17 protein-coding genes are annotated in these 20,189 nt (G+C 71.2%); 7 read left to right on the forward strand and 10 right to left on the reverse strand.

Annotation, left to right across the window (positions count from 1 at the left end; all coding sequences use genetic code 11):
- Positions 1–121: 121 nt before the first annotated feature.
- Together AC07EG_RS38840 and AC07EG_RS38845 are read left to right on the forward strand one after the other, a co-directional pair.
- A complete protein-coding gene (locus AC07EG_RS38840) occupies positions 122–802 on the forward strand; it encodes an amino acid ABC transporter permease (protein WP_478258287.1) in 681 nt (226 codons plus the stop codon).
- On the forward strand, positions 799–1,689 hold the full coding sequence (locus tag AC07EG_RS38845) for an amino acid ABC transporter permease (RefSeq protein ID WP_478258288.1): 891 nt from the start codon (positions 799–801) through the stop codon (positions 1,687–1,689). The genes AC07EG_RS38840 and AC07EG_RS38845 overlap by 4 nt, the downstream gene beginning before the upstream one ends.
- Before the next feature lie 63 nt (positions 1,690–1,752).
- Here AC07EG_RS38845 and AC07EG_RS38850 read toward each other — a convergent pair whose 3' ends face one another.
- Genes AC07EG_RS38850 through AC07EG_RS38865 form a run of 4 tightly spaced genes read right to left on the reverse strand, consistent with a single transcriptional unit; the run spans position 1,753 to position 5,606 of the window.
- The gene (locus tag AC07EG_RS38850; protein WP_478258289.1) at positions 1,753–2,517 is read right to left on the reverse strand and encodes a succinate dehydrogenase/fumarate reductase iron-sulfur subunit; all 765 of its coding nucleotides are present in this window, start codon (positions 2,515–2,517) and stop codon (positions 1,753–1,755) included.
- A 1-nt stretch (position 2,518) separates the two neighbouring features.
- A complete protein-coding gene (locus AC07EG_RS38855) occupies positions 2,519–4,432 on the reverse strand; it encodes a fumarate reductase/succinate dehydrogenase flavoprotein subunit (protein WP_478258290.1) in 1,914 nt (637 codons plus the stop codon).
- A gap of 53 nt (positions 4,433–4,485) precedes the next feature.
- Positions 4,486–5,316, reverse strand: coding sequence for a hypothetical protein (locus tag AC07EG_RS38860; protein WP_478258291.1), 831 nt, complete (start codon positions 5,314–5,316; stop codon positions 4,486–4,488).
- On the reverse strand, positions 5,313–5,606 hold the full coding sequence (locus tag AC07EG_RS38865; RefSeq protein ID WP_478258292.1) for a hypothetical protein: 294 nt from the start codon (positions 5,604–5,606) through the stop codon (positions 5,313–5,315). The genes AC07EG_RS38860 and AC07EG_RS38865 overlap by 4 nt, the downstream gene beginning before the upstream one ends.
- Positions 5,607–5,890: 284 nt before the next feature.
- On the opposite strand from AC07EG_RS38865, the gene edd reads away from it, so the two are divergent.
- Both edd and eda read left to right on the forward strand, forming a co-directional pair.
- Positions 5,891–7,759, forward strand: coding sequence for a phosphogluconate dehydratase (edd, locus tag AC07EG_RS38870; protein WP_478258293.1), 1,869 nt, complete (start codon positions 5,891–5,893; stop codon positions 7,757–7,759).
- Positions 7,756–8,379, forward strand: coding sequence for a bifunctional 4-hydroxy-2-oxoglutarate aldolase/2-dehydro-3-deoxy-phosphogluconate aldolase (gene eda / locus AC07EG_RS38875; protein WP_478258294.1), 624 nt, complete (start codon positions 7,756–7,758; stop codon positions 8,377–8,379). The genes edd and eda overlap by 4 nt, the downstream gene beginning before the upstream one ends.
- A gap of 460 nt (positions 8,380–8,839) precedes the next feature.
- Here the strand turns inward: eda and AC07EG_RS38880 are convergent, their stop codons facing one another.
- From AC07EG_RS38880 to AC07EG_RS38895, 4 genes are all read right to left on the reverse strand, one after another.
- Positions 8,840–8,983 (reverse strand): hypothetical protein, encoded by a 144-nt coding sequence (locus AC07EG_RS38880; RefSeq protein WP_478258295.1) that lies wholly within the window; start codon positions 8,981–8,983, stop codon positions 8,840–8,842.
- 398 nt (positions 8,984–9,381) lie between these two features.
- Positions 9,382–9,909, reverse strand: coding sequence for a regulatory protein RecX (locus AC07EG_RS38885; RefSeq protein ID WP_478258320.1), 528 nt, complete (start codon positions 9,907–9,909; stop codon positions 9,382–9,384).
- Positions 9,910–10,021: 112 nt separating this feature from the next.
- Complete coding sequence (gene recA / locus AC07EG_RS38890) at positions 10,022–11,065, reverse strand: recombinase RecA (RefSeq protein WP_478258296.1); 1,044 nt, start codon at positions 11,063–11,065, stop codon at positions 10,022–10,024.
- Positions 11,066–11,275: 210 nt separating this feature from the next.
- Entirely contained in the window at positions 11,276–11,470 is a 195-nt protein-coding gene (locus AC07EG_RS38895; protein WP_478258297.1) for a DUF3046 domain-containing protein, read from the reverse strand.
- A gap of 33 nt (positions 11,471–11,503) precedes the next feature.
- Here AC07EG_RS38895 and AC07EG_RS38900 point away from each other — a divergent pair, with 33 nt between their 5' ends.
- Positions 11,504–11,626, forward strand: coding sequence for a hypothetical protein (locus AC07EG_RS38900; protein WP_478258298.1), 123 nt, complete (start codon positions 11,504–11,506; stop codon positions 11,624–11,626).
- Positions 11,627–11,633: 7 nt separating this feature from the next.
- Here AC07EG_RS38900 and AC07EG_RS38905 read toward each other — a convergent pair whose 3' ends face one another.
- Positions 11,634–13,592: an Hsp70 family protein gene (locus tag AC07EG_RS38905; RefSeq protein WP_478258299.1), complete on the reverse strand. Its 1,959-nt coding sequence runs from the start codon at positions 13,590–13,592 to the stop codon at positions 11,634–11,636.
- 122 nt (positions 13,593–13,714) lie between these two features.
- On the opposite strand from AC07EG_RS38905, the gene AC07EG_RS38910 reads away from it, so the two are divergent.
- Together AC07EG_RS38910 and def are read left to right on the forward strand one after the other, a co-directional pair.
- The gene (locus tag AC07EG_RS38910; RefSeq protein WP_478258300.1) at positions 13,715–18,346 is read left to right on the forward strand and encodes an ATP-dependent helicase; all 4,632 of its coding nucleotides are present in this window, start codon (positions 13,715–13,717) and stop codon (positions 18,344–18,346) included.
- A 48-nt stretch (positions 18,347–18,394) separates the two neighbouring features.
- Positions 18,395–18,895, forward strand: a complete 501-nt coding sequence (gene def, locus AC07EG_RS38915) for a peptide deformylase (protein ID WP_478258301.1) — start codon at positions 18,395–18,397, stop codon at positions 18,893–18,895.
- A gap of 215 nt (positions 18,896–19,110) precedes the next feature.
- On the opposite strand, the gene AC07EG_RS38920 is transcribed toward def, so the two are convergent.
- Positions 19,111–20,184: a GNAT family N-acetyltransferase gene (locus AC07EG_RS38920; protein WP_478258302.1), complete on the reverse strand. Its 1,074-nt coding sequence runs from the start codon at positions 20,182–20,184 to the stop codon at positions 19,111–19,113.
- Positions 20,185–20,189 lie beyond the last annotated feature (5 nt).

Raw genomic sequence — 20,189 nt, forward strand, 5'->3', positions numbered from 1 at the left:
CCCCCCCCCCCCCCCCCCCCCCCCCCCCCCCACCCCCCCCCCCCCCCCCCCCCCCCCCCCCCCCCCCCCCCCCCCCCCCCCCCCCCCCCCCCCCCGCCCCATATCCGACGAGGAGTTCTCCGTGTTCGACTTCCTCGGTGACTACGACATCCTCGGTGCCTTCTGGATGACCATCCAGCTGGCGGCGCTCTCCGCCGTCGGCTCGCTCATCTGGGGCACGATCCTGGCCGGTATGCGGGTGAGCCCGGTCCCGATCATGCGGGGGTTCGGCACCGCCTACGTCAACGTCGTGCGGAACACCCCGCTGACGGTGATCATCTTCTTCTGCTCCATCGGCTTGGCCTCGACGCTGACCTTCAACCTGGCGGCGCCGGATTCACCGACCTTCATCGAGGACAACAACTTCCGGCTCGCCGTGCTCGGTTTCGTCCTCTACACCTCGACCTTCGTCTGCGAGTCGCTGCGCTCGGGCATCAACACCGTGCCGGTCGGCCAGGCCGAGGCGGCCCGCGCGCTCGGGCTGGGCTTCACCCAGGTGCTGCGGATCATCGTGCTGCCGCAGGCGTTCCGCTCGGTGATCGCGCCCCTGGCCAGCGTGCTGATCGCGTTGATCAAGAACACCACGGTGGCCAGCGTGATCGGCGTGGCCGAAGCCTCGCTGCTGATGTCGGAGATGATCGAGAACGAAAGCGACGCGATCATCCTGGTCTTCGCCGTGTTCGCGCTCGGCTTCGTGCTCCTCACCCTGCCGGTCGGCCTGCTGCTGGGCTGGGTGGCGAAGAAAGTGGCGGTGAAACGATGAGCGGCGCTCCCTCAGTCCTCTACGACGCACCCGGGCCGAAGGCCAAGGCGCGCAACGTCGTCTACACGGTGGTCTTCGCCGCCATCCTGGTGCTGATCGCCTACCTGGTGATCGACAAGCTGGCCGAGAAGAACCAGCTGACCGGCGAGAAGTGGACCCCGTTCACCGAGGGCGGCACCTGGATCACCTTCCTGCTGCCCGGGCTGGGCTACACCCTGCTGATCGCGGCGCTGTCCATCGTGATCGCGCTGCCGGTGGGCGCCATCTTCGGCATCGCCCGGCTGTCCGACCACCGGGCGATCCGCACGGTGGCCGGGGTGGTCGTGGAGTTCTTCCGCGCCATCCCGGTGCTGATCCTGATGATCTTCGCCAACGAGTTCTACTCGGAGTACACCGATGTGGACTCGGACAACCGCGTGCTGTTCGCCGCGGTGACCGGGCTGGTGCTGTACAACGCCTCCGTGCTCGCCGAGGTGGTCCGCGCCGGCATCCAGTCGCTGCCGAAGGGGCAGACCGAGGCGGCCTCGGCGCTCGGGCTGCGCAAGACGCAGACGATGACCAACGTGCTGCTGCCGCAGGCGGTGGCCGCGATGCTGCCCGCCATCGTCAGCCAGCTGGTGGTCATCCTGAAGGACACCGCGCTCGCCGGTGGTGCGCTGTCGGTGCCGGACCTGCTGCGCCAGGCCAACGTGATCTCCGGCAACTTCAACAACACCATTCCGACCTACATCGTCATCGGCGTCATCTACGTGGTGCTGAACTTCCTGCTCACCACGTTCGCTTCGTGGCTGCAGAAGAAGATGTCGCGCCGGAAGAAGGCCCCGAAGGGCGCCAAGCCGCTGGCCGCCGCCCCGATGCCGGTGAAGACCGGCGAAGGGCCGCTCTGAGCTTTCACGGCAAAGCAGGGCGTTCCTCGTGACTGGCACGGGGAACGCCCTGCTTTCTCGCGTTCAGGGGCGGTCGGAGGTGCCCCGGCGGAAGAGCTTGTTGCCGAGCCAGACGATCGGGTCGTACTTGCGGTCGGCCACGCGTTCCTTCATCGGGATGAGCGCGTTGTCGGTGATGTGGATGCCCTCCGGGCAGACCTCGGTGCAGCACTTGGTGATGTTGCAGTAACCGAGGCCGTGCTCGTCCTGCGCGGCTTCCCGGCGGTCGGCCACGTCGAGCGGGTGCATCTCCAGTTCCGCGATCCGCATCAGGTACCGCGGCCCGGCGAACGCCTCCTTGTTCTCCTCGTGGTCACGCACCACGTGGCAGGTGTTCTGGCACAGGAAGCACTCGATGCACTTGCGGAACTCCTGCGAGCGCTCGACGTCCACCTGCTGCATCCGGTACTCGCCGGGCTTGAGGTCCGCCGGCGGGGTGAACGACGGGATCTCCCGCGCCTTGGTGTAGTTGAACGACACGTCGGTGACCAGGTCCCGGATCACCGGGAAGGTCCGCATCGGGGTGACCGTGATGACCTCGTCCTCGTCGAACACCGACATCCGGGTCATGCACAGCAACCGCGGGCGGCCGTTGATCTCCGCCGAGCACGAACCGCACTTGCCCGCCTTGCAGTTCCACCGCACCGCCAGGTCCGGCGCCTGCGTGGCCTGCAGCCGGTGGATGATGTCGAGCACCACCTCACCCTCGTTCACCTCGACGGTGTAGTCCTGCAGTTCGCCGTCGGTGTCGTCACCGCGCCACACCCGGAAGCTCGCCTTGTACCCCATCTCAGGCCCGCCTTCCCGGGTGCGTGCTCAGCTCGTCCTCGGTGTAGTACTTCTCCAGCTCGGTCAGCTCGAACAACTCCAGCAGGTCCTGGCGCAGCGGTTCCTGCGGTTTCGGCGTCACCGTCACCCCGGGCACCAGTTCGTCGCCGTCGTCCACCTGGCACACCAGCAACCTGTTGCGCCACTGGGAATCCATCTGCGGGTGGTCGTCCCTGGTGTGCCCGCCGCGGCTCTCCGTCCGCAGCAGCGCCGCCTTGGCCACGCATTCGCTGACCACCAGCATGTTCCGCAGGTCCAGCGCCAGGTGCCAGCCCGGGTTGAACTGCCGGTGCCCCTCCACGGTGACCTGGTGCACGCGCTGCTTGATCTCGGCGAGCTTGGCCAGCGCCTGCTCGATCTCCTCGGCCTTGCGGATGATGCCGACCAGGTCGTTCATCGACTGCTGCAGTTCGGTGTGCAGGGTGTACGGGTTCTCCTCCACCCCGTTCGCCGGCGGGTCGAACGGCGCCACCGCCAGCTTCGCCGCCGCGTCGATCCGTTCCTGCGCCACCGACGGCCGGTGCTCCAGGCCCTCCACATAGGCCGCCGCACCGAGTCCGGCGCGGCGGCCGAACACCAGCAGGTCCGACAGCGAGTTGCCGCCGAGGCGGTTCGAGCCGTGCATCCCGCCCGAGCACTCGCCCGCGGCGAACAGGCCGGGCACCGTCGAAGCCGCGGTGTCCGGGTCGACCTCGATGCCGCCCATCACGTAGTGGCAGGTCGGGCCGACCTCCATCGGCTCGGCGGTGATGTCCACGTCGGCCAGTTCCTTGAACTGGTGGTACATCGACGGCAACCGGCGGCGGATCTCCTCGGCGGGCAGCCTGCTGGCGATGTCCAGGAACACCCCGCCGTGCGGGGAACCGCGGCCCGCCTTGACCTCGGAGTTGATCGCCCGCGCCACCTCGTCGCGCGGCAGCAGGTCCGGCGTGCGCCGGTTCTCCTCCTGGTCGGTGTACCAGCGGTCGGCTTCGTCCTCGCTGTCCGCGTACTGGCCCTTGAACACGTCGGGGATGTACTCGAACATGAACCGCTTGTCGTCGGAGTTCTTCAGCACCCCGCCGTCCCCGCGCACGCCCTCGGTGACCAGGATGCCCTTCACGCTGGGCGGCCAGACCATGCCGGTCGGGTGGAACTGGACGAACTCCATGTTGATCAGCGTGGCCCCGGCGCGCAACGCCAGCGCGTGCCCGTCGCCGGTGTACTCCCAGGAGTTCGAGGTGACCTTGAACGACTTGCCGATGCCGCCGGTCGCCAGCACCACGGCGGGCGTCTCGAAGAGCACGAACCGGCCGCTCTCCCGGTAGTACCCGAACGCCCCGGCGATCCGGTCGCCGTCCTTGATCAGTTCGGTGACGGTGCACTCGGCGAACACCTTGAGCTTCGCCTCGTAGTCGCCGTGCTCGGCGAAGTCCTCCTGCTGCAGCGAAACGATCTTCTGCTGCATGGTGCGGATCAGTTCGAGCCCGGTGCGGTCGCCGACGTGCGCCAGGCGCGGGTAGGTGTGGCCACCGAAGTTCCGCTGGCTGATCCGGCCGTCGGCGGTGCGGTCGAACAACGCGCCGTAGGACTCCAGTTCCCAGACCCGGTCCGGCGCCTCCTTCGCGTGCAGTTCGGCCATCCGCCAGTTGTTCAGGAACTTGCCGCCGCGCATGGTGTCGCGGAAGTGCACCTGCCAGTTGTCGCGCTCGTTCGCGTTGCCCATGGACGCCGCGCAGCCGCCCTCGGCCATCACCGTGTGCGCCTTGCCGAACAGCGATTTGCACACCACGGCCACGCTGAGGCCGCGCTGCCGCGCCTCGATCACCGCGCGGAGACCGGCGCCACCGGCACCGATCACCACCACGTCGTAGCTGTGCCGTTCGACCTCGGTCATAAATCAAGTCACCTCAGTGCAGTTCTGACGCCGTTGTCGGTTGGGGAGGAGGTTCAGTTCACGAACCGGAGGTCGGCGATCGTGCCGCTGGCCACCAGCATCACGTAGAGATCGGTCAGCACCAGGGTGCCGAGCGTGATCCACGCCAGCGTCATATGCCGGTTGTTCAGCTTGGTCACCTGGGTCCACAGCCAGTAGCGCACCGGGTGCTTGGAGAAGTGCTTCAGCCTGCCGCCGGTGATGTGCCGGCACGAGTGGCAGGACAGCGTGTACGCCCAGAGCATGATCACGTTGCCGAGCAGCACGATGTTGCCGAGGCCGAAGCCGAACCCGCCGCCGGAGCCGTGGAAGGCGAGGATCGCGTCGTAGGTGTTGATCAGCGAGACCACCAGCGCCACGTAGAAGAAGTAGCGGTGGACGTTCTGGATGATCAGCGGCAGCCGGGTCTCGCCGGTGTACTTCGCGTGCGGTTCGGCGACCGCGCAGGCCGGCGGCGAGAACCACACCGACCGGTAGTACGCCTTGCGGTAGTAGTAGCAGGTCAGCCGGAAGCCGAGCAGGAACGGCAGCACCACGAAGCCGAGCGGGATGAACCCGGGCAGCTCGCCGAACGGCGTACCGAAGTGGCTCGACCCCGCCACGCACGAATCGCTCAGGCACGGCGAGTAGAACGGCGTGAGGTAGTGGTACTCCTCCACCCAGTACGCCGTGCGCACGAACGAGCGGATCGTCGCGTAGACGACGAACGTGGCGAGCCCGAGCGTGGTGATCAGCGGTGGCAGCCACCACCGGTCCTTGCGCAGGGTGCGTTCGCCGATCTTCGCGCGCTTGGGCGCGAAGACCCCGGTTCCCGGGCGGCTTGCCTCGTCAGCCGGGGCGCTCACCGCTGGTCACGCTGGTAGCCACCGACGCCTTCGTCGTCAGCGCCGTGCCAGAGTGACGGGTCGTAGGGGGTGTCGGGGACCACGACCACGTTGGCGCGGTCGGTGGCGCGGGCCTGCTGCGGCACCGGGGGCGTGTCGTCGAACTCGTTGACGTCGATTTCGAGCCGTTCGACGTCGTTGGCGATCCGGCGGACCGCCGGCGCCTCGCCGTACTTGGCCCGCAGCGCGCCTACGCACTGCCGCAACTGCCCGATGGTGCGGCGCAGCTCGGTGAATTCGGTGGTGGTCATACGTACCTCCGACGGTCAGTCAGTTCGTGCGGCCGGGGCGGGGCCGGGCCGCACCGTGGTGGGGCGCGCTGGTGCCTGACTCTGCCTTGCCTTGTCCAGTGTGACAAGTAGCACACCCTGGTCGCACTACGTGATCGGGATCACGTTGGAAGTTCTTCTGGATCGATTTTGATTCGGCGTTCACCCTTCTGTACTGTGTGGACCGTCACCACGAAGACCGGACGTCAGCGCCGCCGTCACCGGACCACTCCCGAAATCCCCGTGATCCGCACCGGAGCCGCCGAATGAGCCGCCTGCACCCCGTCATCGCCGAAGTGACCGAGCGCATCGTGGCGCGCAGTGCCGAGAGCCGCGCCGCTTACCTCGACCGCACCGCCGCCGCCCACGTCGAAGGCCCCGCCCGGCGCGGACTGGCGTGCAGCAACCTCGCCCACGGCTTCGCCGGGATCACCGGCGGCGACAAGGAAGCCCTGCGGGCCGCGCGCAACCCCGGCGTCGCGATCGTGTCCTCCTACAACGACATGCTTTCGGCTCACCAGCCACTGCAGGAGTACCCCGACTGGCTCAAGGTCTCCGTGCGCGAAGCGGGCGGTGTGGCCCAGTTCGCCGGCGGTGTGCCCGCCATGTGCGACGGCATCACGCAGGGCCGCGCGGGCATGGAGCTTTCGCTGTTCAGCCGCGAGGTGATCGCGATGGCCACCGGCGTCGCGCTGTCGCACGAGATGTTCGACAGCGCGCTGCTGCTCGGGGTGTGCGACAAGATCGTGCCGGGGCTGCTCATCGGGGCGCTGTCCTTCGGCCACCTGCCGTCGATCCTGGTGCCCGCCGGGCCGATGACCTCCGGCCTGCCCAACAAGGAGAAGGCCCGCGTCCGGCAGCTCTACGCCGAGGGGCTGGCGACCCGCGAAGACCTGCTCGAAGCCGAGGCGGCGTCGTACCACTCCCCCGGCACGTGCACCTTCTACGGCACCGCGAACTCGAACCAGATGGTCGTCGAGGTGATGGGGCTGCACCTGCCGGGCGCGACCTTCGTGCACCCCGGGACACCGCTGCGCCGGGCGCTGACCGAGGAGACCGGGCGGCGGGCCGTGGCGATCTCGCGGGGTGCCGAGTACACGCCGTTGAGCCGGGTCATCGACGAGAAGGCGGTGGTCAACGGGGTGGTGGCGCTGCTGGCCACCGGCGGTTCGACCAACCACACGCTGCACCTGCCCGCCATCGCCGCCGCCGCGGGCATCCAGCTGACCTGGGACGACTTCGCCGACCTGTCGGCCGTGGTCCCGCTGCTGGCACGCGTGTACCCGAACGGCAGCGCGGACATCAACCACTTCCACGCCGCCGGCGGCATCCAGTTCCTGATCGGCACCCTGCTCGACGCCGGCTTGCTGCACGAGGACGTGCAGACCGTCGCCGGTCCGGGGCTGAACCGGTACCGGCAGGAGCCGGTCCTGCTCGACGGCACGCTGACCTGGCGCGACACCGCCGGGCACAGCCTCGACGAAGAGGTGCTGCGACCGGCTTCGCGCCCGTTCTCCGCCGACGGCGGGCTGCGCATGGTCGCGGGGAACCTCGGTCGCGCGGTGATCAAGGTTTCGGCGGTGGCACCGGAACACCGCGTGGTCGAGGCCCCGGCCAGGGTGTTCACCACGCAGGAGCAGTTCTCGGCGGCCTTCCGGGCCGGTGAGCTGGACCGGGACGTGGTCGTGGTGATCCGGAACCAGGGCCCGATGGCGAACGGCATGCCGGAGCTGCACGGGCTCACCCCGGCGCTGGGTGTGCTGATGGACCGGGGCTTCCAGGTCGCGCTGGTCACCGACGGCCGGATGTCCGGGGCGTCGGGCAAGATCCCGGCGGCCATCCAGCTGACTCCGGAAGCCGCCGCGGGCGGCCCGCTGTCGCGGATCGCCGACGGTGACCTGGTCCGCCTCGACGCCGACACCGGGCTGCTGGAGGTGCAGGTCAGCGCGGCGGAGCTGGCGGCACGGCCGTTGGTGGACGGTCCGCCGGATGAGGCATCCTGGACCGGCACCGGGCGGGAGCTGTTCGGCGCGCTGCGCCGGGCGGTCGGCCCCGCCGACCAGGGCGCCGGCGTGTTCGGCGGGTACACCCCCGGGCACTTCGGTGCTGGGCTGACGAAAGAGGTAGTGGCGTGACCACCGGCTTGGAACTGCTGCAGGCATCCCCCGTGATGCCGGTTGTCGTGGTGGAGGACGTGGCGGACGCGGTGCCCGTGGCATCGGCGCTGCTCGCCGGTGGCATCGGGGTGATCGAACTGACCCTGCGCACCCCGGTCGCCCTGGCGGCGATCGAGCGGGTCGCCGCCGAGGTGCCGGACATCCTGATCGGTGCGGGCACGATCACCAGCCCCGGCCAGGCGAAGCAGGCGGCGGACGCGGGTGCGCGGTTCCTGGTCACGCCGGGCACCACGGACGGTGTGCTGGACGCCTGCTTCGACACCGGCCTGCCGTTCCTGCCGGGTGCGAGCACGGTCTCCGAAGCGATGCGCCTGGCCGAGCGGGGCGTGGAGGCGCTGAAGTTCTTCCCAGCCGAAGCCAGCGGCGGCGTCAATTACCTGAAGTCGATCGCCGGCCCGCTGCCTTCGCTGAAGTTCTGCCCGACGGGCGGTATCACGCTCGCTTCGGCGCCTGCGTACCTTGCGCTGCCGAACGTCGGCTGCATCGGCGGCACCTGGCTGACCCCGAAGGACGCCGTGGCAGCCAAGGACTTCGCCCGCATCGAGCAGTTGGCCGCGGAAGCCGCGAAACTGCGCTGACCGGCGGGTTCGCCTGGTGGTGCGGGCGGGGGCAGACCGACCCCCCCCCCCGCAACGCAGGTTGACGCGATGCCGAGTCGGCAGGACGTGCTGGGCGGTGTCCAGCGCTCGGCCTCGCTCCCACGGTTCGCCTGCTGGTCAGGAGGCTCGGTAGACGCGGCAAGGCCGCGGGCCGAGGCCGCCGCTGTGGTCCACCTGCACAGGTGCCCATCAGCTCCGCCACCACCCTCACCCGACAACCGGTCATCGGCAGCCGTGCATTGCGGCCTCACCTCCCATGAACGCCGCAGCTCCACCACCGCTGCCACACCCTGAGGCGGCGCCCACGGGCAGGTGCAGCCACAGTGAGCAGGCGAACACAGCACTGCGCACCCAGCAATGCTTGATTTCGTGAGACCGCAAGCCGCGTGGAACCGCTGCAGTCCACCTGCCCCGGGCGCCACAGCTCACGTGCAGGTCGTCAAGCGACCCTGGCCTGGGCAGCGCCCAATCCGCGAGCGCTGCCGTGATGGGCGTGCTCGAACAGGCAGAACAGGATGCACTGGCGGCCGCCGAACTGCTGGTAGAACACCCGGACCGCGGCGCCCGCCATTGCTCCCATCACGGCCCCAGCTCACCACTCAACGACCCACCACCCGCCAGCCATGCGCTGGACTCAGCCAGTCGACACGGCACACCCAGAGGCGGCGCCCACGGGCAGGTGCAACCACCACAGCGAGCAGATGCAGTCCCCCTGCCACGGCGCCGCTCCCATCACGGCCCCAGCCCGCCACTCAACGACCCACCGCACACCTGTCGTGCGCTGGACTCAGCCAAACGCGGCGCCCCAGGTGGCGGCGCATACGGCAGGCAACCTCCAGGAAGGAGAGCAGGCGACCACGCACCAGGTGGTGCGATGAGCCCCAGCCCGAGGTGACCGCCACGACGCACACCGCCGCTCTCGACGGCTCGTCATCCGCCGAATTTGGGCACCGGCGTCGAGGTGTGCCTTGGGGTTGGAGGTCAGTCGGGGATGGCGTTGTCCAGCAGGGTGGACTCGGCGCCGAAGTCGCGTAGTTCCTCCCGGATCACGGTGTAGGCCAGGCCCTGCGGGTAGCCCTTGCGGGCCAGGGTGCCCAGCAGGCGGCGGATGGCGGTTTGCTCGTCGACGTTGCCCAGGGAGCGCAGGCGTTTGCGCACCAGTTCCCGAGCCTTTTGCTCCTCGGCTTCGCGGTCCACCTCGCCGGCGGCCTGCACCGCGATCTCCGCGTCCACGCCCTTGCGCTTCAGTTCGGCGACCAGCGCGTGCCGGGCCAGGCCCTGGTGGGTGTGCCGTGAGCGCACCCACACCTCGGCGAAGGCGGCGTCGTCGATCAGCCCGGCGTTGTCCAGCTTGCCGAGCATGGTCTCGCTCGTGTCCTCGTCGAAACCCTTGCGGCGCAAGGCTTGCCGCAGCTCGTCCTTGGTGCGGGGCCGCGCCGCGAGCAGGTCGAAGCAGACCTCTTTGGCCTTCTTCGCCCGCTCCTCCGGCGACAGCTCCTCGGGGTTCAACCTCGGCACGGTTCTCCTAGTCAGGTCACGGCACCGGAACGGCGCCGCGTCGACCGGCGAGAGTCAGGCGGGTGGTGCGGTGGCTGCCCGGTCCCCGCCCGATCTCGGGGGATCAGAAGTCGACCGGGGCAGGGGCCACGGCGTCTTCGGCGTCGACCTGGGCGCCGATGCCGAGCTTCTCCTTGATCTTCTTCTCGATCTCGTTGGCGATGTCCGGGTTGTCCAGCAGGAACTTGCGGGCGTTCTCCTTGCCCTGCCCCAGCTGGTCGCCCTCGTAGGTGTACCAGGCACCCGACTTGCGGACGAGGGCCTGGTCCACGCCCATGTCGATGAGTGAGCCCTCGCGCGAGACGCCCTTGCCGTAGAGGATGTCGAACTCGGCCTGCTTGAACGGCGGCGCGACCTTGTTCTTGACCACCTTGACGCGGGTGCGGTTGCCCACCGGCTCGCCGCCGTCCTTCAGCGTCTCGATGCGGCGCACGTCGAGCCGGACCGAGGCGTAGAACTTCAGCGCCTTACCACCGGTGGTGGTCTCCGGCGAGCCGAACATCACGCCGACCTTCTCACGCAGCTGGTTGATGAAGATCGCGGTGGTGCCGGAGTTGCTCAGCGCACCGGTGATCTTCCGCAGCGCCTGGCTCATCAGGCGAGCCTGCAGACCCACGTGCGAGTCACCCATCTCGCCCTCGATCTCGGCGCGCGGCACCAGCGCGGCCACCGAGTCGATGACCAGGATGTCCAGCGCGCCGGAGCGGATCAGCATGTCCGCGATCTCCAGCGCCTGCTCACCGGTGTCCGGCTGGGACACCAGCAGCGCGTCGGTGTCCACCCCGAGCGCCTTGGCGTACTCCGGGTCCAGCGCGTGCTCGGCGTCGATGAACGCGGCGATGCCGCCGTTGCGCTGGGCGTTGGCCACCGCGTGCAGGGCGACCGTGGTCTTACCGGAGGACTCCGGGCCGTAGATCTCCACCACCCGGCCGCGCGGCAGGCCGCCGATGCCGAGGGCGATGTCCAGCGCGATGGCGCCGGTGGGGATCACCGCGATCGGTGCGCGGCCCTCGTCGCCGAGGCGCATCACCGAACCCTTGCCGTACTGCTTGTCGATCTGCGCCAGGGCCAGTTCGAGTGCCTTGTCCCTGTCCGGTGCTGCTGGCATTGGAATTCCACCTCGTTGGTCGTGGTCGGAGCCGGTCCGGCCGGCTTGCCTGTGGCTGGTCTTCGAGCTGTCAGGCTGTCGATCCCGACGCTACGTGCCGGGTCCGACAATTTCGGGCACAGGCCGCGATCTGTGGATCGACCATCGCGTTGTGGATGACACGATAGCCGAACACGTGTTCGAGGTTGACACCGACACGCCCCGGGTGGTTCACCGGCGTTCGGCGGGGACCTCGAAGGCCGCGCAGACCTCCTGCCAGATCTCCTTGGCCGGCACGCCGGCGGCCAGCGCCTGCTCGACGGTCCGCCCGCCGAGGCCGCTGAACAGGTGGTCCCGGCTCAGCGTCTCCGCCCTGGTCGCGCCGAACTCGTCCGCCATCAGCCGCCGGAACACCGTGATACGCATCTCGTCCAGCGTAGACAGCGGTACCGTGTACCCATGCACCTGGCCCAGGAGATGCCCGCGTGGGGCGGCACCGCACTGGCGATCGCCTCGGCCGCGACCCTGGTCGCGGTCATCGTGGTCGGCCTGCGCGCGCTGCGGAACAACCGCAGGCGCTAGCCGGGGTTCACTCGCCCGGCTGAACCTGCTGCTCGAAGTAGTCCGCCAGCTCCGACGGCCCCGGCGCGTCCGGCCGGCTCTGGTCGTTGACCTGGTAGATGAAGCCGACCAGCGGCCGGTCGCTGACGGTGAACACCAGCACCGAGGTGGCCTGGCTGCTGGCCGAGGTGTAGCGGCCCTGCAGCCCGTTGCCCTTCCAGTCCGCCTCCACCTTGTCGCTGTCGCTGCCGCCCGCGGCGTTCAGCAGCGCGTCGGTGTGCTGCTTGACCAGGTCGGCGTCCTTGGCGTGCACGTAGTTGATCTGCGTGCCCGCCCGGCCCGGCGCCGAGCAGGTGACCGCGACGCCGAGCGCGGCCACGTCCGGCGGGGCGGCCGCGCCGCGGATGCCCGGTGAGCACTGCCCGTTGTCGGCCACGCGCCCGGCCAGCTGGCGCATGCAGCCGGTGAGCCCGTCGTCGCCGTCCGGCTGGCCCGGCTGCGCGCACTCCTGCGCGGTGTAGGTGGCCGCCGAGCCCGGCGGCAGCAGGAAGAACACCACCGCGGCGGCCACCACCACGGCCACCGCCGCGGCGATGCCGATGACCAGCTTCCGCTTCTTCTTGGCCGCCGCTCCCCCGCCGTCGCCCTGGCCGGCGAGCGAGTAGGTCGGGAAGTTCGACGGCGCCTGCTGGCCGTGCTGGCCGTGCTGGCCGTGCTGCCCCCCGAGCGCCTGCTGCGGCCCGCTGGGCGGGAAGTTGGCCGGGAAGCTCGGCGGGGCGCTCTGCTGCTGGTAGGGCCCCGGCATCGCGGGCACCGGCTGCGGCGGCGGCGGTCCCGGCAGGCCGGGGGTCACCGTGTGCGTGCCGGTGCCGTTGGCCGCCAGGTGCCCTTCGACGTGCTGGGTGCGCATGCTGATGCCGTCGCGGGCGACGTGGTGGGCGCCCAGCGCGACCGCGGTCTCCGGCTGGTCGAGGCTGGCCGGGACCACCCCCAGCTTCTCCGCGATCATGCTGCCGACCAGCGGCAACCGGGACGAACCGCCGACCAGGTAGATGCCGACCAGCCGGTCCGGCGACAGCCCGGCCGAGCGCACGGTGCGCGAGAGCAGCTCGACGCTGCGCAGCATCGCGGGCCGGACCAGCGCCTCCAGCTCGGAGCGGGTGACCAGCACGTCGGCGAACGGCTCCGGCATCGGCACCTCCGTCTGCGGGTGCCGCGAGAGCGCCTCCTTGGCCGCCTTCACGTCCTCCTGCAGCGCGCGGCGGGTGCGCCGGTCCGGAGTGGACTCCGGCCGCAGCAGCCGCTGCCAGCGCTGGGGGTCCTTGTGCGACACCTCACGGCCGACGTGCACCAGCAGCGCCTGGTCCACGTCGAGGCCGCCGAGGTCGGGCAGGCCGTCCTCGGCGAGCACGGTGAACCCGTTCTGGGTGGCGCCGACCACGGCCACGTCGAAGGTGCCCGCGCCCAGGTCGTAGACGGCCAGCGCCTGGCCCGGGGCCAGCGTCTTGCCGGGGAAGGAGGCGAAGTGCGCGGCCGCGGCCACCGGCTCGGGCACCAGCGACAGGTTCGTGCCCATGCCAGCCAGGCGCGCGGCGGAGAGCAGCACGTTGCGGCGGACCGGGCCCCACTGCGCGGGGTGGGTCAGCCGGACCTCGTCCGGCTGCTCACCGCCGAGCTGGCGGGAGGTCTCGTCGAGCACCCGGCGCAGGATCGCCGCCAGCGCCTCGCTGACCGGCACGATGTCGTTGCCCAGCAAGAGGGTCTGCTCGTCCACCCGGCGCTTGGGATTGGGCTCGAAGCGGGTCGGGTCCAGCCTGGCGCGGCGTTCGGCGTCCCGGCCGACCATCAGCGTGCCGTCCTCACCGGCGAAGACCGCCGACGGCATGTTCGCCGAGCCGTCCACCTCGACCACGCGCGGCGCGCGCCCGTGCGCGGACAGCACGGCCACCGTGTTCGAGGTCCCGAGGTCCACCGACAGGATCCGCACGACACTCCCCTCTCCAAGCCCCCCAGCGGGACGAACGCGGTGATGTTCCCACGTCAGCCACCACGGTGGATGGCCACCCGGCAGATTCCCCCGCCACGAAATTGTCGGACCCCGGGCGCAAGATGGAGAGCGTGACCGGAGTGCTGGACCTCTTCTCCCCCGCGACCAGGGACTGGTTCGCGGGAGCCTTCGCCGCGCCCACCCAGGCGCAGGACGGGGCGTGGCGCGCGGCACACGCCGGCGAACACGCGCTGGTCGTGGCGCCGACCGGGTCGGGCAAGACGCTGTCGGCCTTCCTGTGGGCGCTGGACCGGCTGGCGGTGGAGCCGCCGCCGGAGAACGCGCTGCACCGCTGCCGCGTCCTCTACGTCTCGCCGCTGAAGGCGCTGGCCGTCGACGTGCAGCGCAACCTGCGGGCCCCGCTCGCGGGCATCTCCCAGGCGTCGCGGCGGCTCGGGCTGCGGCCGCCGGAGATCGAGGTCGGCATGCGCACCGGCGACACCACGGCCGCCGAACGGCGCTCGTTCCAGCGCACCCCGCCGGACATCCTGGTCACCACGCCGGAGTCGCTGTTCCTCATCCTCACCTCCTCGGCCAGGGAGTCGCTGCGCGGGGTGGAGACGGTGATCGTCGACGAGGTGCACGCGGTGGCCGGCAGCAAGCGCGGGGCGCACCTGGCGCTGTCGCTGGAGCGGCTGGACGCGCTGCTGCCGAAACCGGCCCAGCGGATCGGGCTGTCCGCCACGGTCCGCCCGCTCGACGAGGTGAGCGCCTTCCTCGGCGGCGGCAGGCCGGTGCGGGTGGTGCAGCCGAAGCTGGCGAAGACCATCGAGGTCCGGGTCGAGGTGCCGGTCGAGGACATGGCCGACCTCGACGCACCACGCCAGTCGCCCGGCGAGCCGGAGGCCGCGCCGCCCTTCCCGATGGACGGCGAGCTGGAGCCGCCGGAGGAGATCCGGCGGCCGTCGATCTGGCCCGCGGTGGAGGAACGGGTGCTGGAGCTGATCCGCGCCCACCGCTCGACCATCGTGTTCGCCAATTCGCGGCGGCTGACCGAGCGGCTCACCTCCCGGTTGAACGAGCTGGCCACCGAGACCGGCTCCGAGCTGCAGCCGGGGCAGCGGTACCCGGCCGAGGCGATCGGCGAGTCCGGGCTGGCCACCGGGGCCGAGCCGGTGGTCGCGCGGGCGCACCACGGCTCGATGTCGCGTGAGCAGCGCACGCACGTGGAGGAGGACCTGAAGTCCGGGAGGCTGCCGTGCGTGGTGGCGACGTCCTCACTGGAGCTGGGCATCGACATGGGCGCGGTGGACCTGGTGGTGCAGATCGAGGCGCCGCCGACGGTGGCCTCCGGGCTGCAGCGGGTCGGCCGCGCCGGGCACCAGGTCGGCGCGGTCTCCAGCGGGGTGATGTTCCCGAAGTTCCGCGGTGACCTGGTCTCCTGCGCGGTGGTCGCCGAGCGGATGGCGGCCGGGGCGATCGAGGCGGTGCGGTACCCGCGCAACCCGCTGGACGTGCTGGCCCAGCAGGTGGTGGCGATGGTCGCGCTGGAGCCGTGGACGGTGGGCGAGGTGGCCGCGCTGGTCCGCCGCGCCGCGCCGTTCGCCGGGCTGCCGGACGACGCGCTGCACGCCGTGCTGGACATGCTCGCCGGGCGGTATCCCAGCGAGGAGTTCGGCGAGCTGCGCCCGCGGATCACCTGGGACCGGATCACCGGCGAGCTGCGCGGGCGGCCGGGGGCGCAGCGGCTGGCGGTCACCTCGGGCGGCACCATCCCGGATCGCGGGCTGTTCACCGTGATGACCCCCGGTGCGGAGGGCAGGCCGGGCTCGCGGGTGGGCGAGCTCGACGAGGAGATGGTCTACGAGTCGCGGGTGGGCGACACGATCCTGCTCGGCACCTCCTCCTGGCGGATCACCGACATCACGCACGACCGGGTGATCGTGGTGCCCGCGCCCGGCGAACCGGCCCGCATGCCGTTCTGGAAGGGGGACGCGCAGGGGCGGCCGCTGGAGCTGGGGCGGGCGCTGGGTGCCTTCGTCCGCGAACTGTCCACTTCGGATGAGGAGGCGGCACGCGAACGGGCCGCGCGGGCCGGGCTGGACGAGTTCGCCACCGGCAACCTGCTGGCCTACCTCGGTGAGCAGCGGTCGGCGACCCGGCACGTGCCGAACGACCGCACGGTGCTGCTCGAGCGCTACCGCGACGAGCTGGGCGACTGGCGGGTCATCCTGCACTCCCCGTTCGGCGGGCAGGTGAACGCGCCGTGGGCGCTGGCGATCGCCGCGCGGCTGCGGGAGAACCGCGGGGTGGACGCGCAGGTGGCGCATTCCGACGACGGCATCGTGCTGCGGCTGCCGGACGCGCTGGACGCCGAGGGCGCGGACATCCGCGTCGAGGTGGACGACGTGCTGCTGGACCCGGAGGAGGTCGAGCAGCTGATCATCGCCGAGGTGGGCGGGTCGGCGTTGTTCGCGGCCCGGTTCCGGGAGTGCGCGGCGCGGTCGCTGCTGCTCCCCCGGCGGGATCCGCGGCGGCGGAGCCCGCTGTGGCAGCAGCGGCAGCGGGCTTCGCAACTGCTGTCGGTGGCGGCGAAGTACGAGCGCTTCCCGGTGGTGCTCGAAGCGATGCGCGAATGCCTGCAGGACGTGTACGACGTCGGCGGGCTGCGTGAGCTGATGGCCGACGTGCGGGCCCGCAAGGTGCGGGTGGTCGAGGTGGAGACGCCGTCGCCCTCGCCGTTCGCGCGCAGCCTGCTCTTCGGCTACGTCGGCATGTTCCTCTACGAGACGGATGCGCCGCTGGCCGAGCGGCGGGCGGCGGCGCTGTCGCTGGATTCGACGCTGCTCGCGGAACTGCTCGGCACCGAAGCCATCCGCGAACTGCTCGACGCGGAAACGGTGGCCGAGGTCGAGCGGTCGTTGCAGCGGCTGGACGAGGATCGGCACGCCCGGCACGCGGAGGACGCCGCCGACCTGCTGCGCTTCCTCGGTGACCTGTCCGTCGAAGAAGGGCGGCTGCGCGGCATCCGGCCGGAGTGGCTGACCGAACTGGAAGCGGCGCGGCGGGCGATCCGGGTGCGGATCGCCGGTGAGGAACGGTTCCTGGCCATCGAGGACGCCGGGCGCGTCCGGGACGCGCTGGGCGTGGCGCTGCCGGTCGGGGTGCCGGAGGCGTTCACCGAGCCGGTGCCGGATCCGCTGGGCGGCCTGCTCATCCGGTACGCCCGCACCCGCGGCCCGTTCACCGCGCGGCAGGCGGCGGAGCGGTTCGGGCTGGGGCCCGCGGTGGTGACCGGGGTGCTGGACCGGCTGACCACCGAGGGCAGGCTGGTGCGCGGTGAACTGAGCCCGGTCGGTCACCCCGGCGAGCGCGAGCCGCACGACCTCGGGCTGGAGTACTGCGATTCGTCGGTGCTGCGGCGGTTGCGCCGGGCCTCGCTGGCGAAGCTGCGGGCCGAGGTCGAACCGGTGGAACCCGCCGCGCTCGGGCGGTTCCTGCCGTCCTGGCACGGTGTCGGGGCGCGGATGCGCTCGGCGCCGACCGCGGACGACGTGCTCTCGGTGGTGGAGCAGCTGGCCGGGGCGCCGTTGCCGGCCAGTGCGGTGGAGTCGCTGATCCTGCCCAGCAGGCTGCCGGGGTACCACCCCGCGTTGCTGGACGAACTGACCGCCGCGGGTGAAGTGGTGTGGGCGGGGTGCGGCACCTTGCCGGGCAGCGACGGCTGGCTGGCGCTCGCCCCGGTCGACGTCGCCGACCTGCTGTTGCCCGAGGTGGAGGAGAACCCGCCGGACGGCCCGCTGCACGCCGCCATTCTGTCCACTTTGGACAGCGGCGCGCTGTTCTTCCGCCAGCTGGTGGACCGGGTTTCGGTGCTGGTGGACGCCCCGCCCGCCGACGGTGACGTGGTGACCGCGCTGTGGGATCTGGTGTGGGCCGGTCTGGTCACCGGGGACACGCTCGCGCCGTTGCGGGCACAGGTGTCCGGGTCCGGGGCGGCGCACAAACCGCGGCGGGCGGCGCCGCGCAGCCGGTACGCGCGGATGCGCGCGGCGCGGCCGTCGATGCCCTCGCGAACCGGTCCGCCGACCGTGGCCGGGCGCTGGGGGCTCACGCCGAACCGGGAGGCCGAGCCCACGCGGCGCACGCACGCGCGGACCGAGGCCTTCCTGGAGCGGCACGGGGTGCTGACCAAGGGCGCGCTCGACACCGAGCGGGTCACCGGCGGTTTTTCCGGGATCTACAAGGTGTTGCGCGGGATGGAGGACTCCGGGCAGGTGATCCGGGGTTATGTGGTGGAAGGGCTCGGCGCGGCGCAGTTCGCCGCCAAGGGCGCGGTGGACCGGCTGCGGGCGATGTCCGACAACGCGGGCGGGCGCACGGCCACCGATGCGGTGGTGCTGGCGGCCACCGATCCGGCCCAGCCGTACGGCGCGGCACTCGACTGGCCGGCCGCGGTCGGCGAGACCAAGCACCGGCCGGCCAGGAAGGCGGGCGCGCTCGCGGTGCTGGTCGACGGGGTGCCGGTGCTGTACGTGGAACGCGGCGGGCGCTCGCTGCTGTCGTTCACCGAGGCGGAACCGGCGTTGCGAGCCGCGGCGGAGGCGTTGTCGGGTGCGGTGCGGTCCGGGTGGCTGGGGCAGTTGTCGGTGCAACGGGCCGACGGGGAGCACGCGCTGACCTCCGCACTGGCCGAAATCCTGCGCGAAGCCGGTTTTCGCGCGACGCCGAAGGGGCTGCGGTTGCGGGCCTGACGGACCGTAAACTGCGGAGAAAGCTGGGGCCTAACGAAGGAAAGATCCATGGCGTTGCGTGAGCTGCGGTATTTCGGCGATCCGGTGCTCAAAACGGTCAGCGATCCGGTCACCCGGTTCGACAAGTCCACCGAAGCGCTGGTGGCCGACCTGATGGACACCGTGGCCGCGCCCGGCCGCGCCGGGCTCGCCGCCCCGCAGATCGGGGTGAACCTGCGGGTGTTCAGTTACGACGTGGGCGCGCTCAAGGGTTACGTGATCAATCCGGAGATCGTGGAGCTGTCCGAGGAAACACACGAGATCAACGAGGGCTGCTTGTCGGTGCCGGAACTGTGGTTCCCGACGGTGCGGGCGAAGCACGCCGTGGTCAAGGGCGTCGACCTGCGCAACGAGCCGGTGCTGGTGGAGGGCGACGACGTGCTGGCGCAGTGCCTGCAGCACGAGACCGACCACCTCGACGGCATGCTCTACCTCGACCGGCTCACCCAGGAACGCAAGAAGAAGGCGTTGCGCGAGGCCCGCGGCAAGGACTGGTTCTGGAACCGCTGACCCGCGGTCAGCTCCAGGCACAGCCGAACAGGTAGGCGTGCGCGGTGTGCTCGCCGGACACGGCACGGCGGTCAGTCAGCGATCCGGCGGTTTTTGACAGCGAGACGACAGCAGGTCGCCTTAAGCTGCTCGGCGCCGATCCCTCGATCGGCAGGCGGCCTCTGGCGCTTCCTCCCCCTTGAGCGCCGGAGGCTCGCCGATCGAGGACGCGGGTGTCAGTCGCCCCGGAGTTCGATGCGGAGCACGCCGTTCTCGGGGTCCGCGGCGGTGAGGCCCGCGCGCCGGACGGCTCGGCGCACGGCGTCCTGACCCGGTAGGCAGACGGCGACCAGCTCGCGGTGCCCGGCGGCGGCGCCCAGTTCGGCGACCCTGCCCAGCAGCGCGGTGCCGAGGCCCTGGCGTTGCCAGCCGTCCTCCACCAGTAGCGAGACCTCGGCGGCGCCGCCGTTGGCCGACGGGATCAGCTGACCGAGGCCGACGACGTCCCGTCCGGCGACGGCGAGCAGGCTCAGCCCGCGTGGCGGCATCAGCAACCGGTGCAGCCAGCGGCGGGGCACCGTGCGCATACCGGTGTGGTAGCGGTGGAACAGGGTGGCCTTCGAGGACCGGTTGTGCAGGGCGAACACCGCATCGGCATCGGCGGGGCGGCCGGGGCGCAGCACGACCGTGGCACCGTCGTCGCAGGTCACCACGGCGGGGCCGGCCAGGTTCGTGCGCACCGCGGTGAGCAGGCCGAGCATGGCCCGTGCCCGCGCGACCTCCAGTTGCACGAACGGCGCCCAGCTGCGGCGGGCCACCAGCGCACCCTCGGCACCGGCCGGGAACACCCGCCGGTGGCCGCCCTCGACGCGGGCCGGGTTCGCCTCGTTCGACGGCACCAGCGTGACCACGTCGGCGGCGAGCACCTCACGCAGCACGTCGGCCAGTCTCGCCGGATCGTCGACGACGCGGGCGGCGGCGGACAACGCGGTGGCGGAGGGGTCCACCAGCTCGCGCACGTCGGCGTCGGTGATCCCGGCGCATTCGCAGCCTTCCTCGGCGATCGCCGCGGCCAGATCGGCCCGGCCGACCCCGGGGGCCGGGCGGACCACCAGTTCGTCGACCACCCCACCGGGCACCGGCATGACCTGCAGGCCCAGGATGTTGCAGCCCAGGTCGGCCAGCCGGATGGTGACCCTGGCCAGGGTGCCCGGACTGTCGTCCATCCGGACGCGCAGGCGCCAGGTCGTGCCGGCGGCTGCCTCGACGGTGCTCTCCGGTGCGGTGGTGCGCGTTCGGCCCGTGTCCATCACCC

This window comes from Amycolatopsis sp. NPDC045836, assembly GCF_056431745.1.

Excerpts from the sequence above, each read along its gene's own strand:
- edd (WP_478258293.1), top strand. The coding sequence starts at position 5,891 with ATGAGCCGCCTGCACCCCGTCATCGCCGAAGTGACCGAGCGCATCGTG.
- recA (WP_478258296.1), bottom strand. The coding sequence starts at position 11,065 with ATGCCAGCAGCACCGGACAGGGACAAGGCACTCGAACTGGCCCTGGCG.
- AC07EG_RS38910 (WP_478258300.1), top strand. The coding sequence starts at position 13,715 with ATGGAGAGCGTGACCGGAGTGCTGGACCTCTTCTCCCCCGCGACCAGG.
- AC07EG_RS38855 (WP_478258290.1), bottom strand. The coding sequence starts at position 4,432 with ATGACCGAGGTCGAACGGCACAGCTACGACGTGGTGGTGATCGGTGCC.
- AC07EG_RS38850 (WP_478258289.1), bottom strand. The coding sequence starts at position 2,517 with ATGGGGTACAAGGCGAGCTTCCGGGTGTGGCGCGGTGACGACACCGAC.
- AC07EG_RS38920 (WP_478258302.1), bottom strand. The coding sequence starts at position 20,184 with ATGGACACGGGCCGAACGCGCACCACCGCACCGGAGAGCACCGTCGAG.
- def (WP_478258301.1), top strand. The coding sequence starts at position 18,395 with ATGGCGTTGCGTGAGCTGCGGTATTTCGGCGATCCGGTGCTCAAAACG.
- AC07EG_RS38845 (WP_478258288.1), top strand. The coding sequence starts at position 799 with ATGAGCGGCGCTCCCTCAGTCCTCTACGACGCACCCGGGCCGAAGGCC.
- AC07EG_RS38865 (WP_478258292.1), bottom strand. The coding sequence starts at position 5,606 with ATGACCACCACCGAATTCACCGAGCTGCGCCGCACCATCGGGCAGTTG.
- AC07EG_RS38900 (WP_478258298.1), top strand. The coding sequence starts at position 11,504 with ATGCACCTGGCCCAGGAGATGCCCGCGTGGGGCGGCACCGCACTGGCG.
- AC07EG_RS38895 (WP_478258297.1), bottom strand. The coding sequence starts at position 11,470 with ATGCGTATCACGGTGTTCCGGCGGCTGATGGCGGACGAGTTCGGCGCG.